General features: G+C 69.6%; 19 protein-coding genes and 1 pseudogene. 14 read left to right on the top strand and 6 right to left on the bottom strand.

Annotation, left to right across the window (positions count from 1 at the left end; all coding sequences use genetic code 11):
* Positions 1 to 33 precede the first annotated feature (33 nt).
* On the bottom strand, positions 34 to 1,686 hold the full coding sequence (locus FNV62_RS31340; protein WP_225900439.1) for a beta-N-acetylhexosaminidase: 1,653 nt from the start codon (positions 1,684 to 1,686) through the stop codon (positions 34 to 36).
* 357 nt (positions 1,687 to 2,043) lie between these two features.
* Between FNV62_RS31340 and FNV62_RS31335 the strand changes: the two genes are divergently transcribed.
* From FNV62_RS31335 to FNV62_RS31285, 11 genes are all read left to right on the top strand, one after another.
* Positions 2,044 to 2,556 carry a 2-oxo-4-hydroxy-4-carboxy-5-ureidoimidazoline decarboxylase gene (locus tag FNV62_RS31335; protein ID WP_309171441.1) on the top strand — a complete coding sequence of 171 codons (513 nt, stop codon included), beginning with the start codon at positions 2,044 to 2,046 and terminating at the stop codon, positions 2,554 to 2,556.
* Between the two features lie 146 nt (positions 2,557 to 2,702).
* Positions 2,703 to 3,083, top strand: coding sequence for a succinate dehydrogenase, cytochrome b556 subunit (gene sdhC, locus FNV62_RS31330; protein WP_075028381.1), 381 nt, complete (start codon positions 2,703 to 2,705; stop codon positions 3,081 to 3,083).
* 5 nt (positions 3,084 to 3,088) lie between these two features.
* Entirely contained in the window at positions 3,089 to 3,580 is a 492-nt protein-coding gene (locus FNV62_RS31325; RefSeq protein ID WP_054233701.1) for a succinate dehydrogenase hydrophobic membrane anchor subunit, read from the top strand.
* Between the two features lie 24 nt (positions 3,581 to 3,604).
* Positions 3,605 to 5,359 (top strand): succinate dehydrogenase flavoprotein subunit, encoded by a 1,755-nt coding sequence (gene sdhA, locus FNV62_RS31320; RefSeq protein WP_054233702.1) that lies wholly within the window; start codon positions 3,605 to 3,607, stop codon positions 5,357 to 5,359.
* Entirely contained in the window at positions 5,359 to 6,138 is a 780-nt protein-coding gene (locus FNV62_RS31315; RefSeq protein ID WP_054233703.1) for a succinate dehydrogenase iron-sulfur subunit, read from the top strand. The genes sdhA and FNV62_RS31315 overlap by 1 nt, the downstream gene beginning before the upstream one ends.
* A gap of 227 nt (positions 6,139 to 6,365) precedes the next feature.
* Positions 6,366 to 6,515: a M23 family metallopeptidase gene (locus FNV62_RS31310; RefSeq protein ID WP_143627876.1), complete on the top strand. Its 150-nt coding sequence runs from the start codon at positions 6,366 to 6,368 to the stop codon at positions 6,513 to 6,515.
* A gap of 286 nt (positions 6,516 to 6,801) precedes the next feature.
* Positions 6,802 to 7,215, top strand: coding sequence for a VOC family protein (locus FNV62_RS31305; RefSeq protein WP_143627874.1), 414 nt, complete (start codon positions 6,802 to 6,804; stop codon positions 7,213 to 7,215).
* 106 nt (positions 7,216 to 7,321) lie between these two features.
* Positions 7,322 to 7,732, top strand: a complete 411-nt coding sequence (locus FNV62_RS31300) for a hypothetical protein (RefSeq protein ID WP_054233707.1) — start codon at positions 7,322 to 7,324, stop codon at positions 7,730 to 7,732.
* Between the two features lie 5 nt (positions 7,733 to 7,737).
* Positions 7,738 to 8,244 (top strand): thiol-disulfide oxidoreductase DCC family protein, encoded by a 507-nt coding sequence (locus FNV62_RS31295; RefSeq protein ID WP_143605603.1) that lies wholly within the window; start codon positions 7,738 to 7,740, stop codon positions 8,242 to 8,244.
* An 11-nt stretch (positions 8,245 to 8,255) separates the two neighbouring features.
* On the top strand, positions 8,256 to 9,026 hold the full coding sequence (locus FNV62_RS31290; RefSeq protein WP_143627872.1) for a TetR/AcrR family transcriptional regulator: 771 nt from the start codon (positions 8,256 to 8,258) through the stop codon (positions 9,024 to 9,026).
* Positions 9,027 to 9,102: 76 nt separating this feature from the next.
* A complete protein-coding gene (locus FNV62_RS31285) occupies positions 9,103 to 9,711 on the top strand; it encodes a Uma2 family endonuclease (protein WP_143627870.1) in 609 nt (202 codons plus the stop codon).
* Here the strand turns inward: FNV62_RS31285 and FNV62_RS31280 are convergent.
* Positions 9,704 to 12,112: an MMPL family transporter gene (locus FNV62_RS31280; protein ID WP_144316528.1), complete on the bottom strand. Its 2,409-nt coding sequence runs from the start codon at positions 12,110 to 12,112 to the stop codon at positions 9,704 to 9,706. The two genes, FNV62_RS31285 and FNV62_RS31280, sit on opposite strands and share 8 nt — an antisense overlap.
* Positions 12,113 to 12,300: 188 nt before the next feature.
* Here FNV62_RS31280 and FNV62_RS31275 point away from each other — a divergent pair, with 188 nt between their 5' ends.
* The 3 genes from FNV62_RS31275 to FNV62_RS31265 all read left to right on the top strand — a co-directional run bounded on the left by FNV62_RS31275 (position 12,301) and on the right by FNV62_RS31265 (position 16,920).
* Positions 12,301 to 12,990, top strand: coding sequence for a response regulator transcription factor (locus FNV62_RS31275; protein ID WP_054233711.1), 690 nt, complete (start codon positions 12,301 to 12,303; stop codon positions 12,988 to 12,990).
* A complete protein-coding gene (locus FNV62_RS31270) occupies positions 12,987 to 14,537 on the top strand; it encodes a sensor histidine kinase (protein WP_143627868.1) in 1,551 nt (516 codons plus the stop codon). Before FNV62_RS31275 ends, FNV62_RS31270 begins: the two co-directional genes overlap by 4 nt.
* 178 nt (positions 14,538 to 14,715) lie before the next feature.
* Positions 14,716 to 16,920, top strand: a complete 2,205-nt coding sequence (locus FNV62_RS31265; RefSeq protein ID WP_225900438.1) for a sulfatase-like hydrolase/transferase — start codon at positions 14,716 to 14,718, stop codon at positions 16,918 to 16,920.
* 1 nt (position 16,921) lies between these two features.
* Here the strand turns inward: FNV62_RS31265 and FNV62_RS31260 are convergent.
* From FNV62_RS31260 to FNV62_RS55890, 4 genes and pseudogenes are all read right to left on the bottom strand, one after another.
* A pseudogene (locus FNV62_RS31260) lies at positions 16,922 to 17,303 on the bottom strand (ATP-binding protein).
* A 114-nt stretch (positions 17,304 to 17,417) separates the two neighbouring features.
* Entirely contained in the window at positions 17,418 to 18,974 is a 1,557-nt protein-coding gene (locus FNV62_RS31255; RefSeq protein WP_097285950.1) for an ABC transporter substrate-binding protein, read from the bottom strand.
* A 147-nt stretch (positions 18,975 to 19,121) separates the two neighbouring features.
* The gene (locus FNV62_RS31250; protein WP_143609052.1) at positions 19,122 to 20,423 is read right to left on the bottom strand and encodes a metallophosphoesterase; all 1,302 of its coding nucleotides are present in this window, start codon (positions 20,421 to 20,423) and stop codon (positions 19,122 to 19,124) included.
* A gap of 60 nt (positions 20,424 to 20,483) precedes the next feature.
* Entirely contained in the window at positions 20,484 to 20,726 is a 243-nt protein-coding gene (locus FNV62_RS55890) for an SCO4848 family membrane protein (RefSeq protein ID WP_097285948.1), read from the bottom strand.
* Between the last annotated feature and the right edge of the window lie 3 nt (positions 20,727 to 20,729).

Here is a 20,729-nt window from a genome sequence, read left to right as displayed (position 1 = left end):
CACCCGGCACACGAATCACAGGGAAGATACGCCTCAGCCCAGCCGGTTCGCCAAATTCTTGAAGTCCGTCCAGGACAGCGTCGGCCGGCCCGGGTCCCACAGCTTCTGGATCGTGGCGCGCAGCGGCATCCTGATCCCCGCCGCCACCTGGTCCTGGGTCTGGGAGTTCGCGCGGTCGGACCAGACGGCGAAGCTCCCGCCGAGGATCTGGCCGTCGTACTTGGCGGGGACCGGTGTGGTGCCGCGGACGACGAGCGGGGTCCACTGCTCGTAGATGCGCTGCCCGGTCGGGTAGACGAAGGTCTGCGGCTCACCGAGGACGTAGTAGAGGTACTCGTCGTTGTAGTTGATGAGCTTGCGGCCCGCGCTCAGATATTCGACGGGCGGCCGCGCGCCGAGCTCCTTGCCCGTCCAGTACGCGACGTCCAGGTCCTTGTCCGCCTGGACCGTGCCGCCACGGAAGAACCCGTCGTTCCAGGCCCGTGCGGTCCGGTCGTGGCCGCGCACCACCTGGGCGCGGGCGTTGAGCCAGCCGGTGGCGAGGTCCGCGACGGTGGCGCCGGGGCCGTAGGCCTGCTTGGCGGCGGCGGCCAGCTGCGGGTAGGAGGTCGACGGGCTGGCCACGGTCAGGGCCTGGTACTCGTCGCCGCCGAGGTGCCAGTACGGGCCGGGGAAGAGACCGGCGTACTCGTTCAGCAGGTCGTCGACGATGGAGGCCGCGGCGGGCTTGGAGATGTCGACGGTGCCGCGCGGGGCGGTTCCCGCGGCGCTGCGCAGCTGGAGGTCGGGGTGGGCGGCGATCACCGCGCCGAGGTGGCCCGGCGAGTCGATCTCGGGGACGACATGGATGTGGCGGCTCTCCGCGAGGGCGACGATGTCGTGGACGTCCGTCTTGCTGAGGTGGTCCTTCGACACGATCTCCGGGTGGGTGTCCGACTGGATACGGAAGCCCTGGTCGTCGGAGAAGTGCAGCCCCAGCTCGTTGTACTTCAGATCGCCCAGTTCCCGGATCCGGTCCTCTATCCAGGCCGCGGAGTAGGGCTTGCGCGCGATGTCGAGCATGAACCCGCGGCGCGGCTTGGCGGGCTGGTCGCGCACGACGCCCTCGGGCGCCGTACCGCCGCCGTGCACCTCCTGCTTGAGGGTGCGGGTGCCGTAGAAGACGCCCGCCTCGCCGGGCGCGGAGATGGTGACCCGGCGGTTCTTGACGGTCAGGGTGTAGGACTCCGGGTCGGCGCCGCCGGTGTTCAGGCCGAGCTCGACGTCACCGTCCTTGGCCCCCGTCTGTCCGGCGTACGACAGTTTCAGCTCGTCGGCGAGCAGCTTTCCCTCGTCGGCGAGGGCGGCGTCGTCGACGACCACGCGGGCGCCGGACGCGGGACGCCAGCCGGGGCCGCGCGCCGGGGTGTGCTCGCGCACGGCGGGGATGGTGCGCGGGGCCCGGGAGAGGGGGTAGGTCCGGGTCGGTGTGGGGGACGGTGGGGGCGCGGCCCCGGTCCGGTTCGCGGACCCGGCCGCCGTCCGGCCCGGAGTGACGCTCGCCCCGGTCGGCGCGCCGGCGTCACCGGACGGCCACAGCGTGACGGTCGCCGCCACGGCACCCGTCACCACCGCCACCCCGACCGCTATCAGTACCGGCCGCTTCCCGTCCTGCACCGGCGCCCGTCGTCGCCTGCCCGTGCTCACCGCACCACGCCCTTCGCTTCGGTAACCGAGGCCCACGCCCTGACGTACGCATCGAGCGCCTCGTACACCTCACGTCGTACACCCCCGGACGTTCCACGCTCCCCCTCTCCACGTCACCCGTCCACCGCAGGCTCCGAAACTCTCCCGTCCGGGTGACATTCGGGCATCCGTCGGACACCTCCCGTCAATCATGGATACCGTGGTGGCACGATTCTCACTTCTTCCCCTGCCGCACCACACGTGACGTTCACAGGACGTCACGGCATCCCGTCGACATCCCACCGCCGAGGACCCACGCTGCCTTCGCACCGTCTTCCACGCCTCCCCGGCCAGGTCGCCCCACCCCAGCAGAAGAGCGTGCCGTCGTCCCCGGCGCGCCTGGAGCCGTTCAACTCAGCGCCCGCCGACTCCGTCGTGCGCGCGCTCCTGACCTGCTGCCGCAGCCTGCGCTGGGCCCACCGGCTGGCCGACCACCGGCCCTACCCGGACCTGGACGCCTTCCTGGCCGCGGCCGACGAGGCGGGCTACGACCTCACCCCGGCCGACCTGACCGAGGCCCTCGCGGGCGAGTCCCTCACGCTGCTCCCGGACGGCGCCTACTCCGCCGCCCACACGGCCCTGAGCGCGGCCCACGCGGCCTACGAAAGCCGATTCGGGCACGTGTTCGTCATCTGTCTGGACGACTTCTCCCCGGAGGAATCACTGGATCAGGTGCTGGCCGGAATCCGATCACGATTGACAAACGATCCCGAAGAGGAGCGGCTGGTCACGGCGGAGGAGCTGCGCCGTCTGGCCAGGGGGCGCCTGACGCGCCTCCTCGGGGACGCGGGGCCCTGGGCGGTCCGGAATAGCCCGAACGTGCCTGATTGATTGCCAGTTTGATCACATAGATAGGGCCGCTGTAAACGTTCCGACAAGTCGTCGCTACGATGGCCGGGGCCGGTGGACCGTACCCGGCCGGGCCGACCGACACAGAAGCCGGCAGGCCCCAATCCCCGCTCCCGGAGGGTTCTTCCGTGCCGGCTGGAACGCTGTACCGCGGCCGGGAAGGAATGTGGTCCTGGGTGGCTCATCGAGTCACCGGCGTCCTCATCTTCTTCTTCCTGTTCGTACACGTGCTGGACACCGCTCTCGTCCGTGTCTCCCCCGAGGACTACGACAGGGTCGTGTCCACGTACAAGAATCCGATCGTCGCGCTGCTGGAGTACGGCCTCGTCGCCGCCATCCTCTTCCACGCGCTCAACGGCCTGCGCATCATCGCCGTCGACTTCTGGTCGAAGGGCCCGCGCTACCAGAAGCAGATGCTCTGGTCCGTCGTCGGTATCTGGGTCGTGCTGATGGTCGGGGCCCTCTACCCCGTCCTCGGGCACGCATTCCGCGAAGTCTTCGGGAGCTGACGCAGATGTCCACTACTGAGACCGCCGCTTCCGGCATCGGCCCCGTCGAGGGCGCGGGTGAGTTCTCCGCGTACAGCGTCGACAACCCGGCGCCGTTCATCGAGGCCCCGCGCAAGCGCACCAAGAAGACCCCGAAGTCCACCCGTGGCAACTTCGAGATGTACGGCTGGCTGTTCATGCGCCTGTCCGGCATCGTGCTGGTCGTCCTCGTCATCGGCCACCTGCTCATCCAGCTCGTCCTCGACGGCGGTGTCTCCAAGATCGGCTTCGCGTTCGTCGCGGGCCGCTGGGCCTCCCCGTGGTGGCAGGCCTGGGACCTCGCGATGCTGTGGCTCGCGATGCTGCACGGCGCCAACGGCCTGCGCACGGTCATCAACGACTACGCGGAGCGCGCGAACACCCGGCTGTGGCTCAAGGGCCTGCTCTACACCGCCACGGTGTTCACCATCCTGCTGGGCACGCTGGTGATCTTCACCTTCGACCCGAACATCCGCTAGGCACGGGGCTGAGGTAACCGACTCATGCAGATCCACAAGTACGACACCGTCATCGTGGGCGCCGGCGGCGCCGGCATGCGCGCCGCCATCGAGGCGACGAAGCGCAGCCGCACCGCCGTGCTCACGAAGCTCTACCCCACCCGCTCCCACACGGGCGCGGCGCAGGGCGGCATGGCCGCCGCGCTCGCCAACGTGGAGGAGGACAACTGGGAGTGGCACACCTTCGACACGGTCAAGGGCGGTGACTACCTGGTCGACCAGGACGCCGCCGAGATCCTGGCGAAGGAGGCCATCGACTCGGTCCTCGACCTCGAGAAGATGGGCCTTCCCTTCAACCGGACGCCCGAGGGCAGGATCGACCAGCGCCGCTTCGGCGGTCACTCCCGCAACCACGGCGAGGCCCCGGTCCGCCGGTCCTGCTACGCCGCGGACCGCACCGGCCACATGATCCTCCAGACGCTGTACCAGAACTGCGTCAAGGAGGGCGTGGAGTTCTTCAACGAGTTCTACGTCCTCGACCAGCTGATCACCGAGGTCGACGGCGTCAAGCACTCGGCCGGTGTGGTCGCCTACGAACTGGCGACCGGCGAGATCCACGTCTTCCAGGCGAAGGCCGTGATCTACGCGTCCGGCGGCACCGGCAAGTTCTTCAAGGTGACCTCCAACGCGCACACCCTGACGGGTGACGGCCAGGCGGCCGTCTACCGTCGCGGGCTGCCGCTGGAGGACATGGAGTTCTTCCAGTTCCACCCGACCGGCATCTGGCGCATGGGCATCCTGCTGACGGAGGGCGCCCGCGGTGAGGGCGGCATCCTCCGCAACAAGGACGGCGAGCGCTTCATGGAGAAGTACGCGCCGGTCATGAAGGACCTCGCGTCCCGTGACGTCGTCTCACGCTCCATCTACACGGAGATCCGTGAGGGCCGCGGCTGCGGTCCCGAGGGCGACCACGTCTACCTCGACCTCACGCACCTCCCGCCGGAGCAGCTGGACGCCAAGCTCCCGGACATCACGGAGTTCGCGCGCACCTACCTCGGTATCGAGCCCTACACGGACCCGATCCCGATCCAGCCCACCGCGCACTACGCCATGGGCGGCATCCCGACGAACGTCCAGGGTGAGGTGCTCCGCGACAACACGACCGTCGTGCCGGGCCTGTACGCCGCCGGCGAGGTCGCCTGTGTGTCCGTGCACGGCGCCAACCGCCTCGGCACCAACTCGCTCCTGGACATCAACGTGTTCGGGCGCCGCGCGGGCATCGCCGCCGCCGAGTACTCGGCGAAGGCCGGCTATGTCGAGCTGCCCGAGGACCCCGCCTCGCAGGTCGTCTCGCAGGTCGAGCACCTGCGCAACTCCACGGGCACGGAGCGGGTCGCCGCGCTGCGCCTGGAGCTGCAGGAGTGCATGGACGCCAACGTGATGGTGTTCCGCACCGAGCAGACGATCAAGACGGCGGTCGAGAAGATCGCGGAGCTGCGCGAGCGCTACCGGAACGTCTCGATCCAGGACAAGGGCAAGCGGTTCAACACGGACCTCCTCGAGGCCATCGAGCTGGGCAACCTGCTCGACCTGGCCGAGGTCATGGCCGTCTCCGCGCTCGCCCGCAAGGAGTCCCGCGGCGGTCACTACCGCGAGGACTACCCGAACCGCGACGACGTCAACTTCATGCGCCACACCATGGCGTACCGCGAGGTCGGCGACGACGGCACCGAGTCCATCCGTCTCGACTACAAGCCGGTCGTCCAGACCCGCTACCAGCCGATGGAGCGTAAGTACTGATGGCTACCCCGACCCTCGACAAGGCGGACAGCGCCGGCCAGCCCGAGGCGGGCTTCGCCGACTCGCCGTACATCACCGCCACCTTCCGCATCCGCCGCTTCAACCCCGAGGTCGCGGCGGAGGCGGTCTGGGAAGACTTCCAGCTGGAGATCGACCCGAAGGAGCGCGTCCTCGACGCCCTCCACAAGATCAAGTGGGACCAGGACGGAACCCTCACGTTCCGTCGCTCCTGCGCGCACGGCATCTGCGGCTCGGACGCCATGCGGATCAACGGCAAGAACCGCCTCGCCTGCAAGACGCTGATCAAGGACATCAACCCCGCCAAGCCGATCACGGTCGAGCCCATCAAGGGTCTGACGGTCCTCAAGGACCTCGTGGTCGACATGGAGCCGTTCTTCCAGGCGTACCGCGATGTGATGCCCTTCCTGATCACGAAGGACACCAACGAGCCGACGCGCGAGCGTCTGCAGTCCGCCGAGGACCGCGAGCGCTTCGACGACACCACCAAGTGCATCCTGTGCGCGGCGTGCACGTCGTCCTGCCCGGTCTTCTGGAACGACGGCCAGTACTTCGGTCCGGCCGCCATCGTCAACGCGCACCGCTTCATCTTCGACAGCCGTGACGAAGCGGGCGAGCAGCGCCTGGAGATCCTCAACGACAAGGACGGCGTGTGGCGTTGCCGCACCACGTTCAACTGCACGGACGCCTGCCCGCGCGGTATCGAGGTCACGAAGGCGATCCAGGAAGTGAAGCGCGCGCTGATCACGCGTCGCTTCTGACGCCTCTGTCAGCTTTCGCACCAAGAACCCCGCCTCCGTACAAGCTACGTACGGAGGCGGGGTTTTATCGCTGCCCTCGCTGCCCGCCGGTCACCTCGGCGCGGAGCTCGTGACCGGTGTTGTCCTGCTGGGCGGTGTCGCCGGGTACCTGGTGTGGGCGCGACGCCACCGCTGGGGCGCGGAGTTGTCGGCGCCCATGTGCTTCCCGCTGCGCGACGGCAGTACGCGTGGACCAACTCCTCGGCGAGGTCGGCAACTCTGGCAACACCACCGAGCCCCATCTGCACCTGTACGCCGAGCGCGACGGACTCGGCCTCGACCTCCGGTTCACCGGCATCATCGGAACGCTGCACCGGGGACGCACGCTGCGTACCTGAAGGGCTCTCTGAAGGTCCCTCACACCGGGGACCACCCGGAACCACTCCTCGTGACATCCTCACCGCGCCAACACCCCGCGCCAGCTGATCCTGCGCCCCCGCGCGGCCCTCGATCCCTACGGCACCGGCGTCCCCGGCGGCTTCCTGTGCTCGGCGGCGACCCCGCCCGGCCCCGGCGTGCACGGCAGGTGCGGCCACCACGCGGCGCGCTCGGCCTTGCACCACCTGGGGGACCCGCACGGTCAGCCACCGGGACCCCGGCGCGGCCCGTACCTAATCTGATGGCATGTCAGATGATGTGTCGTACGAGCTGCTCGGCTTCGACAACGTGCTGCTGCCCGTCGGGAACCTCGGTGCCGCGGTGGAGTTCTACGGGCGGGCCGGCATTCCGGTGACGTTCCGGCTCGACGAGGCCGGGATCGCGCTGCTGAAGGTGGGCAAGGAGACGCCGGGACTGCTGCTGCGACTGGAGGAGGAGCTCGGCCCGCGGCCGCCGCTGTGGGCCTCGGCGCGGGTGTGGCTGGAGGTCAGGGACGCGCGGGCCACGGCCGACGCGCTGACCTCGGCGGGCATCCGGCCGCTCGCCCCCGTCTTCCCGGTCGCCACCGGCTGGACCGTCGAGATCGCCGACCCCTGGGGCAACGTCATCGGCTTCACGGACTACGGCAAGCGGCCCGAGCTGGGCCGCCACCAGACGTGACCCGCCTCACCCCGAACTGCGCACCCGCCTGACTTGAACATGTTCAAAAGCAGGTCTACATTCCTTCTCGACAGCGTTTTGAACGCGTTCAAGAAGGGGTGGGGACATGGACCTCACGGTCGTCGCGTACGTCATCTATCTACTGGTCAGCATCGCGCTGACGGTCTGGGTGGCACGCACGCTCAGCCACAACGGGCGGATCTTCCTCGCCGACGTGCTGCACGGGAACGAGAAACTCGCCGACGCCGTCAACCACCTCCTGGTGGTGGGCTTCTACCTCGTCAACCTGGGGTTCGTCGCGCTCTATCTGAACGGCGACGACGCCGGGATCACCGACACCCGCGGGATCTTCGAGGCCCTGTCGACCAAGCTCGGCGTCGTCCTGCTCGTCCTCGGGGTCATGCACCTCGGCAACGTGTACGTGCTCAACAAGATCCGGCGGCGGGGCGTCATGGAGCGGGAGCAGCTGCCGCCCGTCGCGCCGACGGACTGGGTGGCGCCGACGGCCGGGGCGTGAGCGCCATGACCGGCCTCGAGGCCACCGGTGACCGGGACGCCGCACGCGTCCCGGTCCTCGGGCTCACCGTCCTCTACGACGCCTCGTGCTCGCTGTGCACGTTCCTGCGCGACTGGCTGGGCAAGCAGCCCCAGCTGGTGCCGCTGCGGCTCGTGCCGGCCGGTTCCGAGCAGGCCAGGGCACTCTTCCCCGCCCTCGACCACCGCGCCACCCTCGACGAGATCACCGTCGTCGGGGACGGCGGTCAGGTGTACCGCGGGGCCGCCGCCTGGGTCGTCTGCCTGTGGGCGCTGCGCGAGCACCGGCCGCTCGCCCACCGGCTGAGCACCCCGGCCGGGGCCCGGCTCGCCAAGGGCGCGATGCTCGCCGCCGCGAAGTGGCGCTCCGCGCACGCCCAGCAGGGGTGGGGCGGGGGCGCCTACCGGCGGGGGGACGGGTGGGTGTACGAACCAGGTGGCGGGTGGACGTACCGGCCTCCGGGCTGTGACAGCGGCTCCTGTTCGACTCGTTAGGCTCTGTTCCCGTGCCAGCACCGACAGACAGCCCCGGCCCGGACGACACCAGCGCGCCCGGAAAGGCCCAGGAAAAGGGTCCCGCCAAGAGCGAGCAGACCCGCGCGCTGATCCTGGAGACCGCGCTGCGGCTGTTCCAGGAGCGGGGGTACGACAAGACGACCATGCGGGCGATCGCTCAGGAGGCCGGGGTCTCCGTCGGCAACGCGTACTACTACTTCGCCGGCAAGGAGCACCTCATCCAGGGCTTCTACGACCGGATCGGCGCCGAGCACCAGGCGGCGATCCGGCCGGTCCTGGAGCGCGAGAAGGATCTGGAGGCGCGGATCGCGGGCGTACTGCAGGCGTGGCTGGACGTGGCGGAGCCGTACCACGAGTTCGCGGCGCAGTTCTTCAAGAACGCCGCCGACCCGGAGAGCCCGCTCAGCCCCTTCTCCCCCGAGTCGGCGGGCCCCCGCGAGGAGTCCATCGCCATACACCGCGAGGTGCTCGCCGGGTCGAAGGCGAAGGTTCCGGAGGAGCTGAGGGACGTCCTGCCCGAGCTGATGTGGCTGTCGCAGATGGGGCTCGTCCTGTACTGGGTCTTCGACCGCACGGAGGGGCGCGAACGCAGCTACCGGCTCGCCGAGCGCGGCGCCCGCATCACCACCCGGGGCGTCTCACTGGCCCGCTTCCGCGTCCTGCGCCCGCTCGTCCACGAGGTGCACGAGCTGTTCACGGACTTCCTGCCGGGGATGACGAAGCTGCTGCCGGATCCGGGGCGGGGCTCCACGATCGGGTGACGCCGCCAGTACAGGACACGGGGGAGACGTCCGGCCTACGATGATGTTCTCGACACCAGCCCATGGGAGGCACGTGATGTCCGCAGCAGGTGTCGAGCGACCGCACGAGGACCGGCCGCTGATCGCCGAGGCGAACCTCATCATGGAGAGTCTTCCGGGCCGCCGCGTCGAGATCATCGGAGGCCAGATCCTCGTGACGCCCTCTCCTGACGTCGCTCACGCGCGGGCGCTCAAGAAGGTGACTCGCCCATTCGAATCAGCAGGTCTCGATGAGGGTGAGACCGAGGTGCTCCAAGGCATCGGCATCTGGCTGCCGGGCGGTCCCGAGGATTACGCGATCCCCGACTTCTGCCTCGTCGAAGCCGACATCGACAAGCACCTCATCGAGAACAACGCCTACGACCCCGTGGCGTTCCGCCTCATCCTCGAAGTCACCTCCAGCAACTGGAGGACCGACCTCCGTGCGAAGGTCACCGCCTACGCCGAAGCCAAGGTCCCCGTCTACGTCATCGTCGACCGCGAACACCAACGCCTCCACGTCCTCACCGACCCCGCCGGAGACACGTACGCAACCCATCGCGTGCACGCCCCCGGCGAAATCGTCATCCTGCCCCGCTCCATCGGCGCCGAGGTCACTCTGGACGTCAACGAGATCCTCAAGGCCGGGCAGCCGAAGGCTAATTGACGGCGTCCACCTCCCCCTCCGTCAACTCCAGGTCGTGCACCAGCGGTTCGTCGGTCACGACGACGTGCCGGGCGCGGGCGCCGTACGACGAGGCCGTCGCCGACAGCAGATACGTGCCAGGAGCCGGTACCGAGACGATGTACGAGCCGTCCGCCAGTGAGGTCACCCGGTCCAGTTGACGCCCGCCCTTGCTGAGCAGGGTGAGGACCGCCCCGTCGACCGGCGCGCCCTCCGCGTCACGGACGAAGCCGTGCACGACCGTCGGTCCTCCCGCCGAAGCCCGCGGCAGCGACTCCGCCTCCTCGGCCGGCTCCACCGCCAGGTGCGGCAACCGCTTCTCCAGACCCGCCGGCAGCCACCAGTTGGACTTGCCCAGCAGGTGCATCGCGGCCGGCACCAGCGCCGTACGGAGAATGAACGCGTCCAGCGCGACCGCCGCCGCGAGACCCACGCCCGCCATCGCCGCCCCCGAGTCACCGCTGAGGACGAAGGCGAGGAAGACGCAGACCATGATCAGGGCGGCGGAGTTGATGACACGGCTGGTCTCCGCGAGGCCGACCCGGACCGCCCGCGCGTTGTCCTTCGTGTGCACCCACTCCTCGTGCATCCGGCTCACCAGGAACACCTGGTAGTCCATCGAGAGGCCGAAGAGGAGGGAGAGCATGATGACGGGCAGGAAGGCGTTGATCGGACCCTCCTTGCCGAGGCCCAGCAGGCTCAGCCCCCAGCCCCACTGGAAGATCGCGACGAGGACGCCGAAGGACGCGGCGGCCGCGATCAGGTTCATCAGGGCGGCGGTCAGGGGCACCACCAGGGAGCGGAAGGCGACCATCAGCAGCAGGAAGCCCAGGCCGATGATGGTGGCGATGAAGAGCGGCAGCCGGTCGCCCGTGACGGTCGAGAAGTCCTTGGAGATCGCCGTCACACCGCCGACGTGCGCCTGTGCCCCGGCGTCCGGGATCACCTTGTCCCGCAGGGTGTCGATGAGCTGGTCCGTCTTCTCGGACTGCGGTGACGTGGTCGGTACGACCTGGATCACCGTGACGCCCTGCGCGGGCGGCAGCGCCGCGACCTGGGCGACGCCGTCGGTCGCGCGGAGGCCCTGCACCAGCTTGTTCGTGTCGCCGCTGGTGGAGACCACCTGGAGCGGGCCGTTGAAGCCGGGACCGAAGCCCTCCGCGAGGAGGTCGTACGCCTTCCTGGTCGTCGTCGACGCGTCGTCGTTGCCCTGGTCGGTCGCGCCGAGCCGCAGCGACAGCACCGGGATCGCGAGGATCGCCATGACGACGACGGCCATCACGGCGATCGAGCGCGGGCGCTTCTGGACGTTCGCCGACCAGCGGGCCGCGAAGCCGCTGGCCCGCTCCTGCTCGGGGCCTTCGGCGGCCAGCTTGCGCCGCTGGCGGCGGCTGAGCACCCGGGAGCCGAGGAAACCGAGCAGCGCGGGCAGCAGCGTGACCGCCGCGAGCACGCTGAACACGACGGTGAGCGAGGTGCCGATGACCACGCCGTCCAAGAAGCGCAGGTTCGTCACGAGCATCCCGGCGAGCGCGATGCACACCGTGCCGCCCGCGAACAGCACCGCGCGGCCCGAGGTGTTGAGGGCGGTGACCGCCGACTCCTCCGGGTCCATGCCGCGCAGGATGCCGCGCCGGTGCCGGGTGACGATGAACAGCGCGTAGTCGATGCCGACACCGAGGCCGATCAGCGTGGCGAGCAGCGGTGCCAGGTCGGGCACCGACGTCACATGGCTGAGCAGCTGGGTGGAGAACAGGCCCGTGCCCACCCCGAAGATCGCGATGCCGATCGGGAGCAGCATCGCGAAGAGCGAGCCGAAGGCGAGGAAGAGGACGACCGCCGCGGCCAGGATGCCGATCATCTCGGCGAGTCCGGTGGGCGGTTCCTGGACGCGCTGGATCGCCTGACCGCCCAGCTCGACGTGCAGACCGCCGCGTCGGGCGCCCTGCGCGGTGTCGACCACGTCCTGCACCAGCTGCTTGGGCACCGCGTTCGCCTGCTTGGCGAAGGTGATCTGGGCGTAGGCGATCCTGCCGTTGGCGCTGATCTGCGCCGCGCCCCGGTCGCCGGCGTACGGGCTGGTGACGCCGCCGACCCCCGCCATCTTGCCGATCTTCTCCAGCACGGGCTGGATCCGGGACTGTACGGACTGGTCCCGGACGGTTCCCGCGTCGACCTTCCACACCACCGTGTCGGTGTCGCCCGCGCGCTCCGGGAAGGCCTTCTCCATCTGGTCGTACGCGCGCTTGGAGTCCGTGTTCGGAAGGGAGAAGACGTTCGCGTAATCCGTGGCCGCGGTCGAGGCCGCGGCCCCGAGCCCGAGCAGTGCCCCCACCCACAGCAACAGGACCACCAGCCGGTGCCGATAGCACCACCGTGCCAATGTCGCCACGCTCAACGCTCCTTAGTCGACCGGTCACCCGGTCGTTCGGTTGTCGGTTGGTCCCCCAGGTCCTGGGACCAACCATCGACCGGCACGCTCGAGCGACGACACAGACCGCCCATGACTCTCAAGGAACTCCAAAGGGGGGAGCCGCCCCCTGGCGCGACCCGCGTGCGGATACTGGGGGCATGACCGCTCACGAGGGGGCCACCGTTCTCGTCGTCGAGGACGAGCCGAGCATCGCGGACGTCCTCGCCATCGCGCTGCGCTACCACCGCTTCGAGGTGATGACCGCGGGCACCGTCCGTCAGGCGCTCACGCTCGCCGAACGCACCCGCCCCGACGCGGCGCTGCTCGACGTGATGCTGCCGGACGGCGACGGGCGGGCGCTGGGCCGTGAACTGCGCCTGCGCCGGCCCGACCTGGCGATCGTCTTCCTCACCGCGCGGGACGCGCCCGCCGAGATCGTCGGCGCGCTCGGTTTCGGCGACGACTACATCACCAAGCCGTTCAACATCGACGAGGTCGTCGCCCGGATCACGGCCGTACTGCGCCGCACACGCCCCGACGACGTCCTTCCCCAGCGCCCGCCCCTTCGCTACGGCGAACTCGAACTGGACGAGACGACGTACTCCGTGCACCGCGGGGACCGCACGGTGGAGCTCACCCCCACCGAGTACGCCCTGCTGCGTTTCCTCGTCCGCAACGGCGGCCGGATCGTGCCCAAGGAACAACTCCTGCGGCACGTCTGGCAGTACGAACACTCCGCCGAGTCGACCGTCGTCGAGACGTACATCAGCTATCTGCGCCGCAAACTCGAACCCCTCGGCCCACCGGTGATCCAGACCCGCCGGGGCGTCGGCTACGGCCTCGCATGACCCCGGCATCCCCGGACCCGGGGGCCGCCGCGGCGCAGGTGGAGCCCTCCCCGCGCGCGGAACCCGCGTCCCGGACCGAGCTCGCCCTCTGTGCGGGGATTCCCGCGTACGTGAGTGTGCGGCGCCCCCGGCGTCACCGCGGGATCCACTCGTTGCGCGGCAAGCTGACGCTCGCCAACGTGGGGTTGCTGGCGCTGGGCATCATCGTGGCGACCGCCGTCAGCCTGATGGGCATGCGGCACTATCTGCTCGACCAGGTCGACACGGAACTGTCCAAGACGCGGGAGTCGCTGACCGGTTCGCGGCTCACCCTCCACCAGATCGACTCGCTCACCGCGCTCGCCTTCGTACGCGAGCGGATGGTCCCCGGCGCGGACCGGTCCGACAAGCCCGACTCGATCTTCGCGGCGGTGGACGGCCACGGGACCCCGCTCAGCGTCGGCGGTTTCAAGCCCACCGACATCCAGCGCGCGCTGGTCACCGCGGTGGACGATCCGAGCGCCCTCGCGCACGACCCCGCCCTGCACGACACCACCGTGCACGGCGCCTCCTACCGGGTCACCGGAGCCCGGCTCGCCGACGGCACGTACGTGCTGCTCGCCGCCTCCACCGACGCCCTGCACAAAGGCATCGCCAAGGCCCTCAAACTCGATCTGGGCGTCGGCACCCTGCTGTTGTCGCTGCTCGCGGTACTGACCATGATCAGCGTGAGCCGCCGGATGCGGCCGCTGGAGGACATGGTGGAGACCTCGTCCGCCATCGCCGAGGGAGACCTCACCCGGCGCGTGCCCTCCAGCCACCATCCGACCCAGGAGGTCGAACAGCTGCGGCTCGCCCTCAACTCCATGCTTCACCAGGTGGAATCGGCGTACCGGACCCGCGAGCGCAGCGCGGCGCAGCTGCGCCGGTTCGTCGCGGACGCCTCGCACGAGCTGCGCACCCCGCTGTCGGCGATCCGCGGCTACCTCCAGCTGTACGAGAAGGGGATGCTGCGCGAGCCGGGTGAGCGCCGGCGGGCCTGGGACCGGATGAACGCCGAGGCCGACCGCATGGGGCGGCTCGTGGACGAACTGCTCATCCTGGCCCGCCTCGACCAGAGCCCCGAGCTGCGTTTCAAGAACGTCGACCTGAGCCGTCTGGTGCGGGACGCGGCCGAGGATCTGCGGGCCCAGCAGCCCGGGCGTCCGGTGACCGTGGGCGCCGACGGGACACTGCTGGTGCACGCCGACGAGTCGGGGCTGCGGCAGGTGCTGGGCAACCTGGTGGCCAACGTACGCACCCACACGCCCGCCGACGTGCCGGTGCGGCTCGGTCTCGAACGGGAGGACGGGACCGTACGGCTGTGTGTCGCGGACCAGGGGCCCGGGCTGGCTGAGGAGGACGCGGCGCGCATCTTCGACCGGTTCTTCCGGGCGGGCGGTGGTGCGGGCAGCGGGCTGGGAATGGCGATCGTGCAGGGAGTGGTGGCCGCGCACGGGGGTGACGTGGCGGTGCGGACGGCGCCGGGAGCGGGGCTCGAGGTCACGGTGACGCTTCCGACGCGGTGAGCTGCTTTAACAAGCACAGTGAGGTGCTTGAACAAGCTCGGTGACTCGCTTGAACATAAGCAAACCCGGATGATTGAACACCGGCCGGTACGACCTCGTACCCAACAGATGAAGGCGGCCCCGACCTCAGCCTGGTCCGCCGCGCCACCACCGGGCTTCGCACGGAAGGACCGCCGGGTTGTCGTTCAACACGAGCTCTCGACAGCTGTCGAAAACGGACGAGGCGCCGGAGGACGTGCCCTCGCAGGAGGTCACGCCCCTGGACGCCCCCGCCCCGAGGGACACCGTCCAGACCTCCGAGGCGGAGACCCCCGAGGTGAGCGCTCCGGAGGCGAAGGCCCCGGAGACGGAAGCTCCGGAGGCGAAGACCCCCGAAGCGGAAGCTCCGGAGGCGAAGACCCCCGAAGCGGAAGCTGCGGAGGCGAAGGCTCCGGAAGCCCCGGAGACGGAGACTCCGGAGGCCACGACCGACCCCGAGCCGAAAGCCCCGGAAGCGAAGGACCCGGAGCCGGAGACTCCCGAGGCGGAGGCATCTCAGACCGAGACATCCCAGACCGAGGCATCCGAGACCGAGACTCCTGAGACGGAAAGCCCCGAGGCGGAAGCCCCGGACGCCGACGCTCCGGAGGGCGAGGTCGAAGCCCCGGAGCAGGCCGCCGCCGCACCCGACCCCGCCGTGTCCGACGCCGACACCCCCACCGCCCCCCGCCCACGCCGGTGGCGGCGCGTCTGGGGTGGGTGGCGGGAGAAGTACCCGGTCGCGGCCCGCGTTCTCGCGTGGGCCACCACCGCCGTGGCCCTCGCCGTCGTGGTCGTCGCGCTGCTCATGCCGACCCAGGCGGACAAGGTCCGGCTCGCCGCTTTCGTGCGTCTCCCGGTGGAGGCGATCTTCGGTGCCGCCCTGCTGATCGTCCTGCCCCGCAAGCCGCGGATCGCCGTGGCGGCGTTCGCCGGGCTCGGCCTGGGCGCCCTGACCGTCGTGAACTTCCTCGACATCGGTTTCAACGAATACCTCGGGCGAGGCTTCAACGTCGTCCTCGACTGGTCGCTCTTCAGCGATGCGCAGGGATACCTCCAGGACACGTTCGGCAAGGGTGGCGCGCTCGGCATCGCGGCCCTGGCCGTGACGCTCGTGATCGCCGTACTCGCCCTCACGACGCTGTCGGTGATCCGACTGGGCAACCTGGCGGCCCGGCACACCGAGACGGCGACCCGCACGACGCTGGTGCTGGCCATCGCCTGGGTCACCTGCGCGGCGCTGGGCGTGCAGTACGCCGCGGGGATACCCATCGCTTCGGAGCACACCATGCAGGCCCTCCAGTTCAAGGCGGAGCAGGTACAGCGGACACTGCAGGACGAAGCCGAGTTCGCCAAGATCGCGAAGAAGGACAACTTCGCCAACACGCCGCCCGACCAGCTCCTCACCGGGCTGCGCGGCAAGGACATGATGATCACCTTCATCGAGAGCTACGGCCGCAGCGCGATCGAGGACCCGGTCATGGCACCCGGGGTCGACGCGACGCTCACCGCCGAGAACAAGAAGCTGACCGACGCCGGGTTCGCGGCGAAGAGCGGCTGGCTGACCTCGGCGACGTACGGCGGAAGCAGCTGGCTGGGTCACTCCACCTTCATGTCGGGCCTGTGGATCAGCAACCAGCAGCGCTACCGCACCGTCACCGCGGGCGAGCGCCTGACCCTCCCCGGCGCGTTCAAGAAGACGGGCGCCTGGGACACGGTCGGCGTGATGCCGGGCGTCCAGAAGGCGTGGCCCGAGCAGAACTTCTACGGCATCGACAAGCTCTACGACTCCCACAAACTCGGCTACAAGGGCCCGAAGTTCAGCTGGTCGACCATGCCCGACCAGTACGCGCTGACCGCGTTCGAGCGCCTGGTGCACAGCAAGAAGCACGACAAGCCGCTGATGTCGACGATCATCCTGACCTCCAGCCACCAGCCCTGGGCGCCGATCCCCGAGCTGGTCCCGCAGGACCAGGTCGGCGACGGCTCGATCTACAACGCGATCGAGAAGGCCGGCAAGAAGCCCGCGGACATCATCACCGACTCCACCAAGTCGAAGCAGGAGTACGGCAAGTCCATCCAGTACTCGGTGTCGAGCCTCATCAACTACCTGGTGAAGTACGGCAACAAGAACACCGTGCTGATCTTCCTCGGCGACCACCAGCCCATCGCCCGGGTCAGCGGCAACCACGCCAGCCGTGACGTGCCGGTCTCGATCGTCGCCAAGGACCCGAAGGTCCTGGACAAGATCGCCGCCTGGAACTGGGCGGACGGCCTGCAGCCGAAGCAGGACACCCCGGTCTGGAAGATGAACGCCTTCCGCGACCGCTTCCTGACGGCGTACGGCTCGACCCCGGCGCCGTGATTCACGGGGCCGGGGACGCCACGAGCGCCCACACGGTCTTGCCGTGGCGGCCCCGCCTCCACACCCCCCACGCCACGGCGACGCCCTCCACTAGGTGCAGGCCGCGGCCGTGGTACGGCGAGGCCCTCGTCGGAGACCTCGACGAAGCAGGAACCGTCGGCGAGGGCGGTGACCGCGACCTCGAACTCCCCTTCGTGACCTTCGTGAAGGGGTCCGTGGCGTACGGCGTTGGTCGCGAGCTCGGAGACGATCAGGACGACGTCCGCGAGGGCCGGGTCGTCGGTGCCGTGGCCCCAGTCCCGCAGATGGTCGCGTACCCGGCGCCGGGCGAGTCCGACGGACGCCGGGTGCCGGGGCAGCCGGAACGCGTTGCGTCTCAACACCTCAGCTCCTCACCGCGCGCACACCTCCGGCACATAGTGCGCGCATGGTGCCGCGTTGGGCGAGAGCGCGATGTCACCGGGGTGGGGGGCCACCCCGCGGGATCACGTCACGTGTCATATCCAGCTCAGCCGCCAGAGGCGGAAGACACCGGTCCCGTCCGACAGGTACTGGCCGCCTCCTACGTCCTCACTGCTGAGTACATACTCCTTGCGCTGCCACAGGGGAATCAGGGGAACATCGCGGGCCACGATTTCCTGCAGTGTCTGGAAGTCGTCGGACGTGCGGCTGCGGTCCTCGTACTGCTGACTGTCCTGAATCAGCCGGTCCACGTCCTTGTCGCTGTACCCGTTCTTCATGCTGTTGCCGGTGCCGACGAGCGGGGCGCTGAAGGTGTCCGGGTCGGGGAAGTCGGCGACCCAGCCGACCGCCCAGGCGTCCAACTGGCCCTCGGCGTACCGCTTCTGGAAGTCGGTCCACTCGTAGCCCTTGATGTCCACCTTGAACAGGCCGCTCGCCTCCAGCTGCCGCTTGAGCTCGGTGGCCTCCTCACCGGCGGCGCCCCGCCCCTCGGCGTACCCGTAGGTGAAGCGCACCGGCGTCGACACCCCGGCCTCGGCCAGCAGGGCCTTCGCCTTCTTCGCGTCGGGCTTGGGGTAGGCGTCGAAGAACGACGTCGAGTGCCCCGTGATGCCCGCCGGGATCAGCCCGTACAGCGGATCGGTCGTCCCCTTGTAGGTCTGGCTGACCAGTTGCTCGCGATTGATCAGTACGGCGACGGCCTGCCGTACGAGGCGGTTGTGCAGCGGCGAGTTCGCGCGGACGTTGAGCACGAGGTTGCGGGTCTCGGCGCTGTCGGACTCGGTGACGTGCTGGTTCGGGTCGCTCGGCGAGAGGGTGGCGAGCGTCGCGGGCGGCAGCTGACGCGTCGCGACGTCGACCTGCTTCGCCTTCCAGGCGCTCTCCAGCGCCTTGGGGGTCGCGTAGTAGCGCAGCACGGTGGGCGTGCCGCTCCCCTCGACGGAGCCCCTGTAGTGCTTGTTGGGCACGAGGACGGCCCGCTTGTCCTTCGTATACGACTTCAGTACGTACACTCCGGTGCCGTCGGCGCCCGCGTCCTTGCGCAGGGCGCGCTTCGGGTAGCGGGTGTGGTCGACGATCGACCCGGCTCCGGTGGCCACCTTGAAGGGGAAGGTGGCGTCCGGCGAGGACAGGTGGAAGGTGACCTTGAGGCCGTGGGCGTCCACCGAGCCGAGGGTGGAGAGCAGGGACGCGGGCCCCACCTCGGAGTTGATGGCCTTGACGCGGTCGAAGGAGAACTTCACGTCCTCGGCGGTCACCTTGCTCCCGCTCGGGAACGTCAGGTCGTCGCGCAGGGTGCAGGCATAGGTCCGCAGTCCCGCGCCCACGAACCCGCAGCTCTTCGCCGCGTCCGGCACGGGGGCGGCGCCACTGGGATCGAACGTCAGCAGTGACTGGAACACATTGCTGAACAGGGCCCAGGAGCCGGCGTCGTAGGCGCCCGCCGGGTCGAGGGACGTGACGGCGTCCGTCGTCCCGACCGTGATGGTCCTGTTGCCGTTCTCCTTCGACGGCAGTAACTGCCAGCCGCCCACACCCACGGCCGCCAGTACCACCAGCACCGCGAGAATCCGTATGCGAACCGATCGCATCGGCGCCCCTCCCCAGGCCACGCCCCGTGTCACTCCCCAGTGACGCGAATCACCCAACCACAGGTGTTTCGTCTGTGGGAAGAGGTGTCCGAAGAATCAGACGGGGTATTGGGAAGGACCGTTTCGCCCCTGTTTCACAGCCGGTTCTCAGGCTTGCGGGGACGCCAGTTCCACGACGGTGATGTCCGAGGGCGCGCCCACCCGCGTCGGCGGCCCCCAGGCTCCCGCGCCCCGGGAGACGTACAACTGCGTGTCGCCGTACCGCTCCAGGCCCGCGACCGTGGGATTGGCCAGCTCCGCGAGGTAGTTGCCCGGCCAGAGCTGGCCGCCGTGGGTGTGCCCGGAGAGCTGGAGGTCGACACCGTGCTTGACGGCGTCGTGGATCTGGACCGGCTGGTGGGCGAGCAGCACCACGGCCCGCGCGGTGTCCCGGTCCCCCAGCGCCCTCCCGAAGTCGGGCCCGTGCCCCTCGCTCTCCCCCGCGACGTCATTGACGCCCGCGAGATCGAATCCGGCCATTTCCGTCCGGGCGTTCTCGAGCGGGTGCAGACCCAGTTCCCGTACTTCCCTGACCCATTGCGCGGCACCGGAGTAGTACTCGTGGTTGCCCGTGACGAAGTACGAGCCGTGCCGTGCCCGCAGCCGCGCGAGGGGCGCCGCGGCGGGGCCGAGGTCCTTCACGCTCCCGTCGACGAGGTCCCCGACCACCGCGATCAGGTCGGGCTGCGTCGAGTTGATCGTGTCGACGACCCGCTGACAGAAGTCCCGCCCGAGGGTGGGGCCGAGGTGGATGTCACTGACGACGGCGATCCGGTAACCGTGCGCGGACCGGGGCAGTTTGGCCAGCGGCACGGTGACCCGCTTCACCCGGGGCCCGCGCAGCACCCCGTACGTCCCGTATCCCACGGTCCCCAGGGCGACGGCCGCGGCGGCCCCGCCGACGGCACGCGAGACGAAGAGCCGCCGCGAGGGGGTGGTGACGGGCCATGTCGGTTCCGCGGGCGAGGGCTCCTGGGGGGCCGCCGCTCCCGTCGGCACCGGCTCCGTGTGCGGTACCGGCTCCGGGTGCGGTACGGGTGCCGGGTGCCGTACGGGTGCCGATTGCGGTACGGCCGCGGAGGGGGCCGCGCGGCGCTCCAGGACCCGGCGCAGCAGCGGTCGTACGACCTCCCCCGCCACCACCCCCAGCAGCAGGTAGATCGACAGCGCCATCCACAGGAACCCCGGCCAGGCCAGCACCTGCTGGAGCCGGAAGGGCGCACCGGCGCGCTCCGCGGCGACCGCGGCGATCATCAGCACCGGCCCGGCGACGAAGACCACGGTGCCCGCGCGCCGGGCGAGCCCCGGACCGGACGTCGTGTCACGCACCAGACGGCGCCACACGTACCAGTACAGCCCCGCGACCGCGGCGAGGGCGAGCAGTCCCACCAGTACGAAGACGATGACCAAGACGCCGTACCCCCCGTTGTCCGCCGTTGTGTTCCGTTGTCCCCCGTTTGTCCCCTGTTGCTATGACGTCTGGCGCAATGCGCGCAGTCCGCGGAACCCGATGCCGCCGACGACCGTCCCCAAGACAAAGGAGACGACGGCGAGCGTCAGGTGCACCCAGAAGTACGCCGTCGGATCCCCCGCGTCGTTGAACGCGAGCCCGCTGCCGTCCTTCCACAAATTCTTGACGAAAGTGACCCAGATGATCCAGCTCCACACTCCGAAGACGAGCAGGAACCAGGAGACGGGGCGGCTGAGCTTCATGGG

The organism is Streptomyces sp. RLB3-17, from assembly GCF_007113425.2.
Lineage (GTDB): Bacteria > Actinomycetota > Actinomycetes > Streptomycetales > Streptomycetaceae > Streptomyces > Streptomyces mirabilis_D.
Note: the sequence above shows the minus strand (reverse complement) of the source record. Positions and strands in the feature narration are given on the sequence as shown.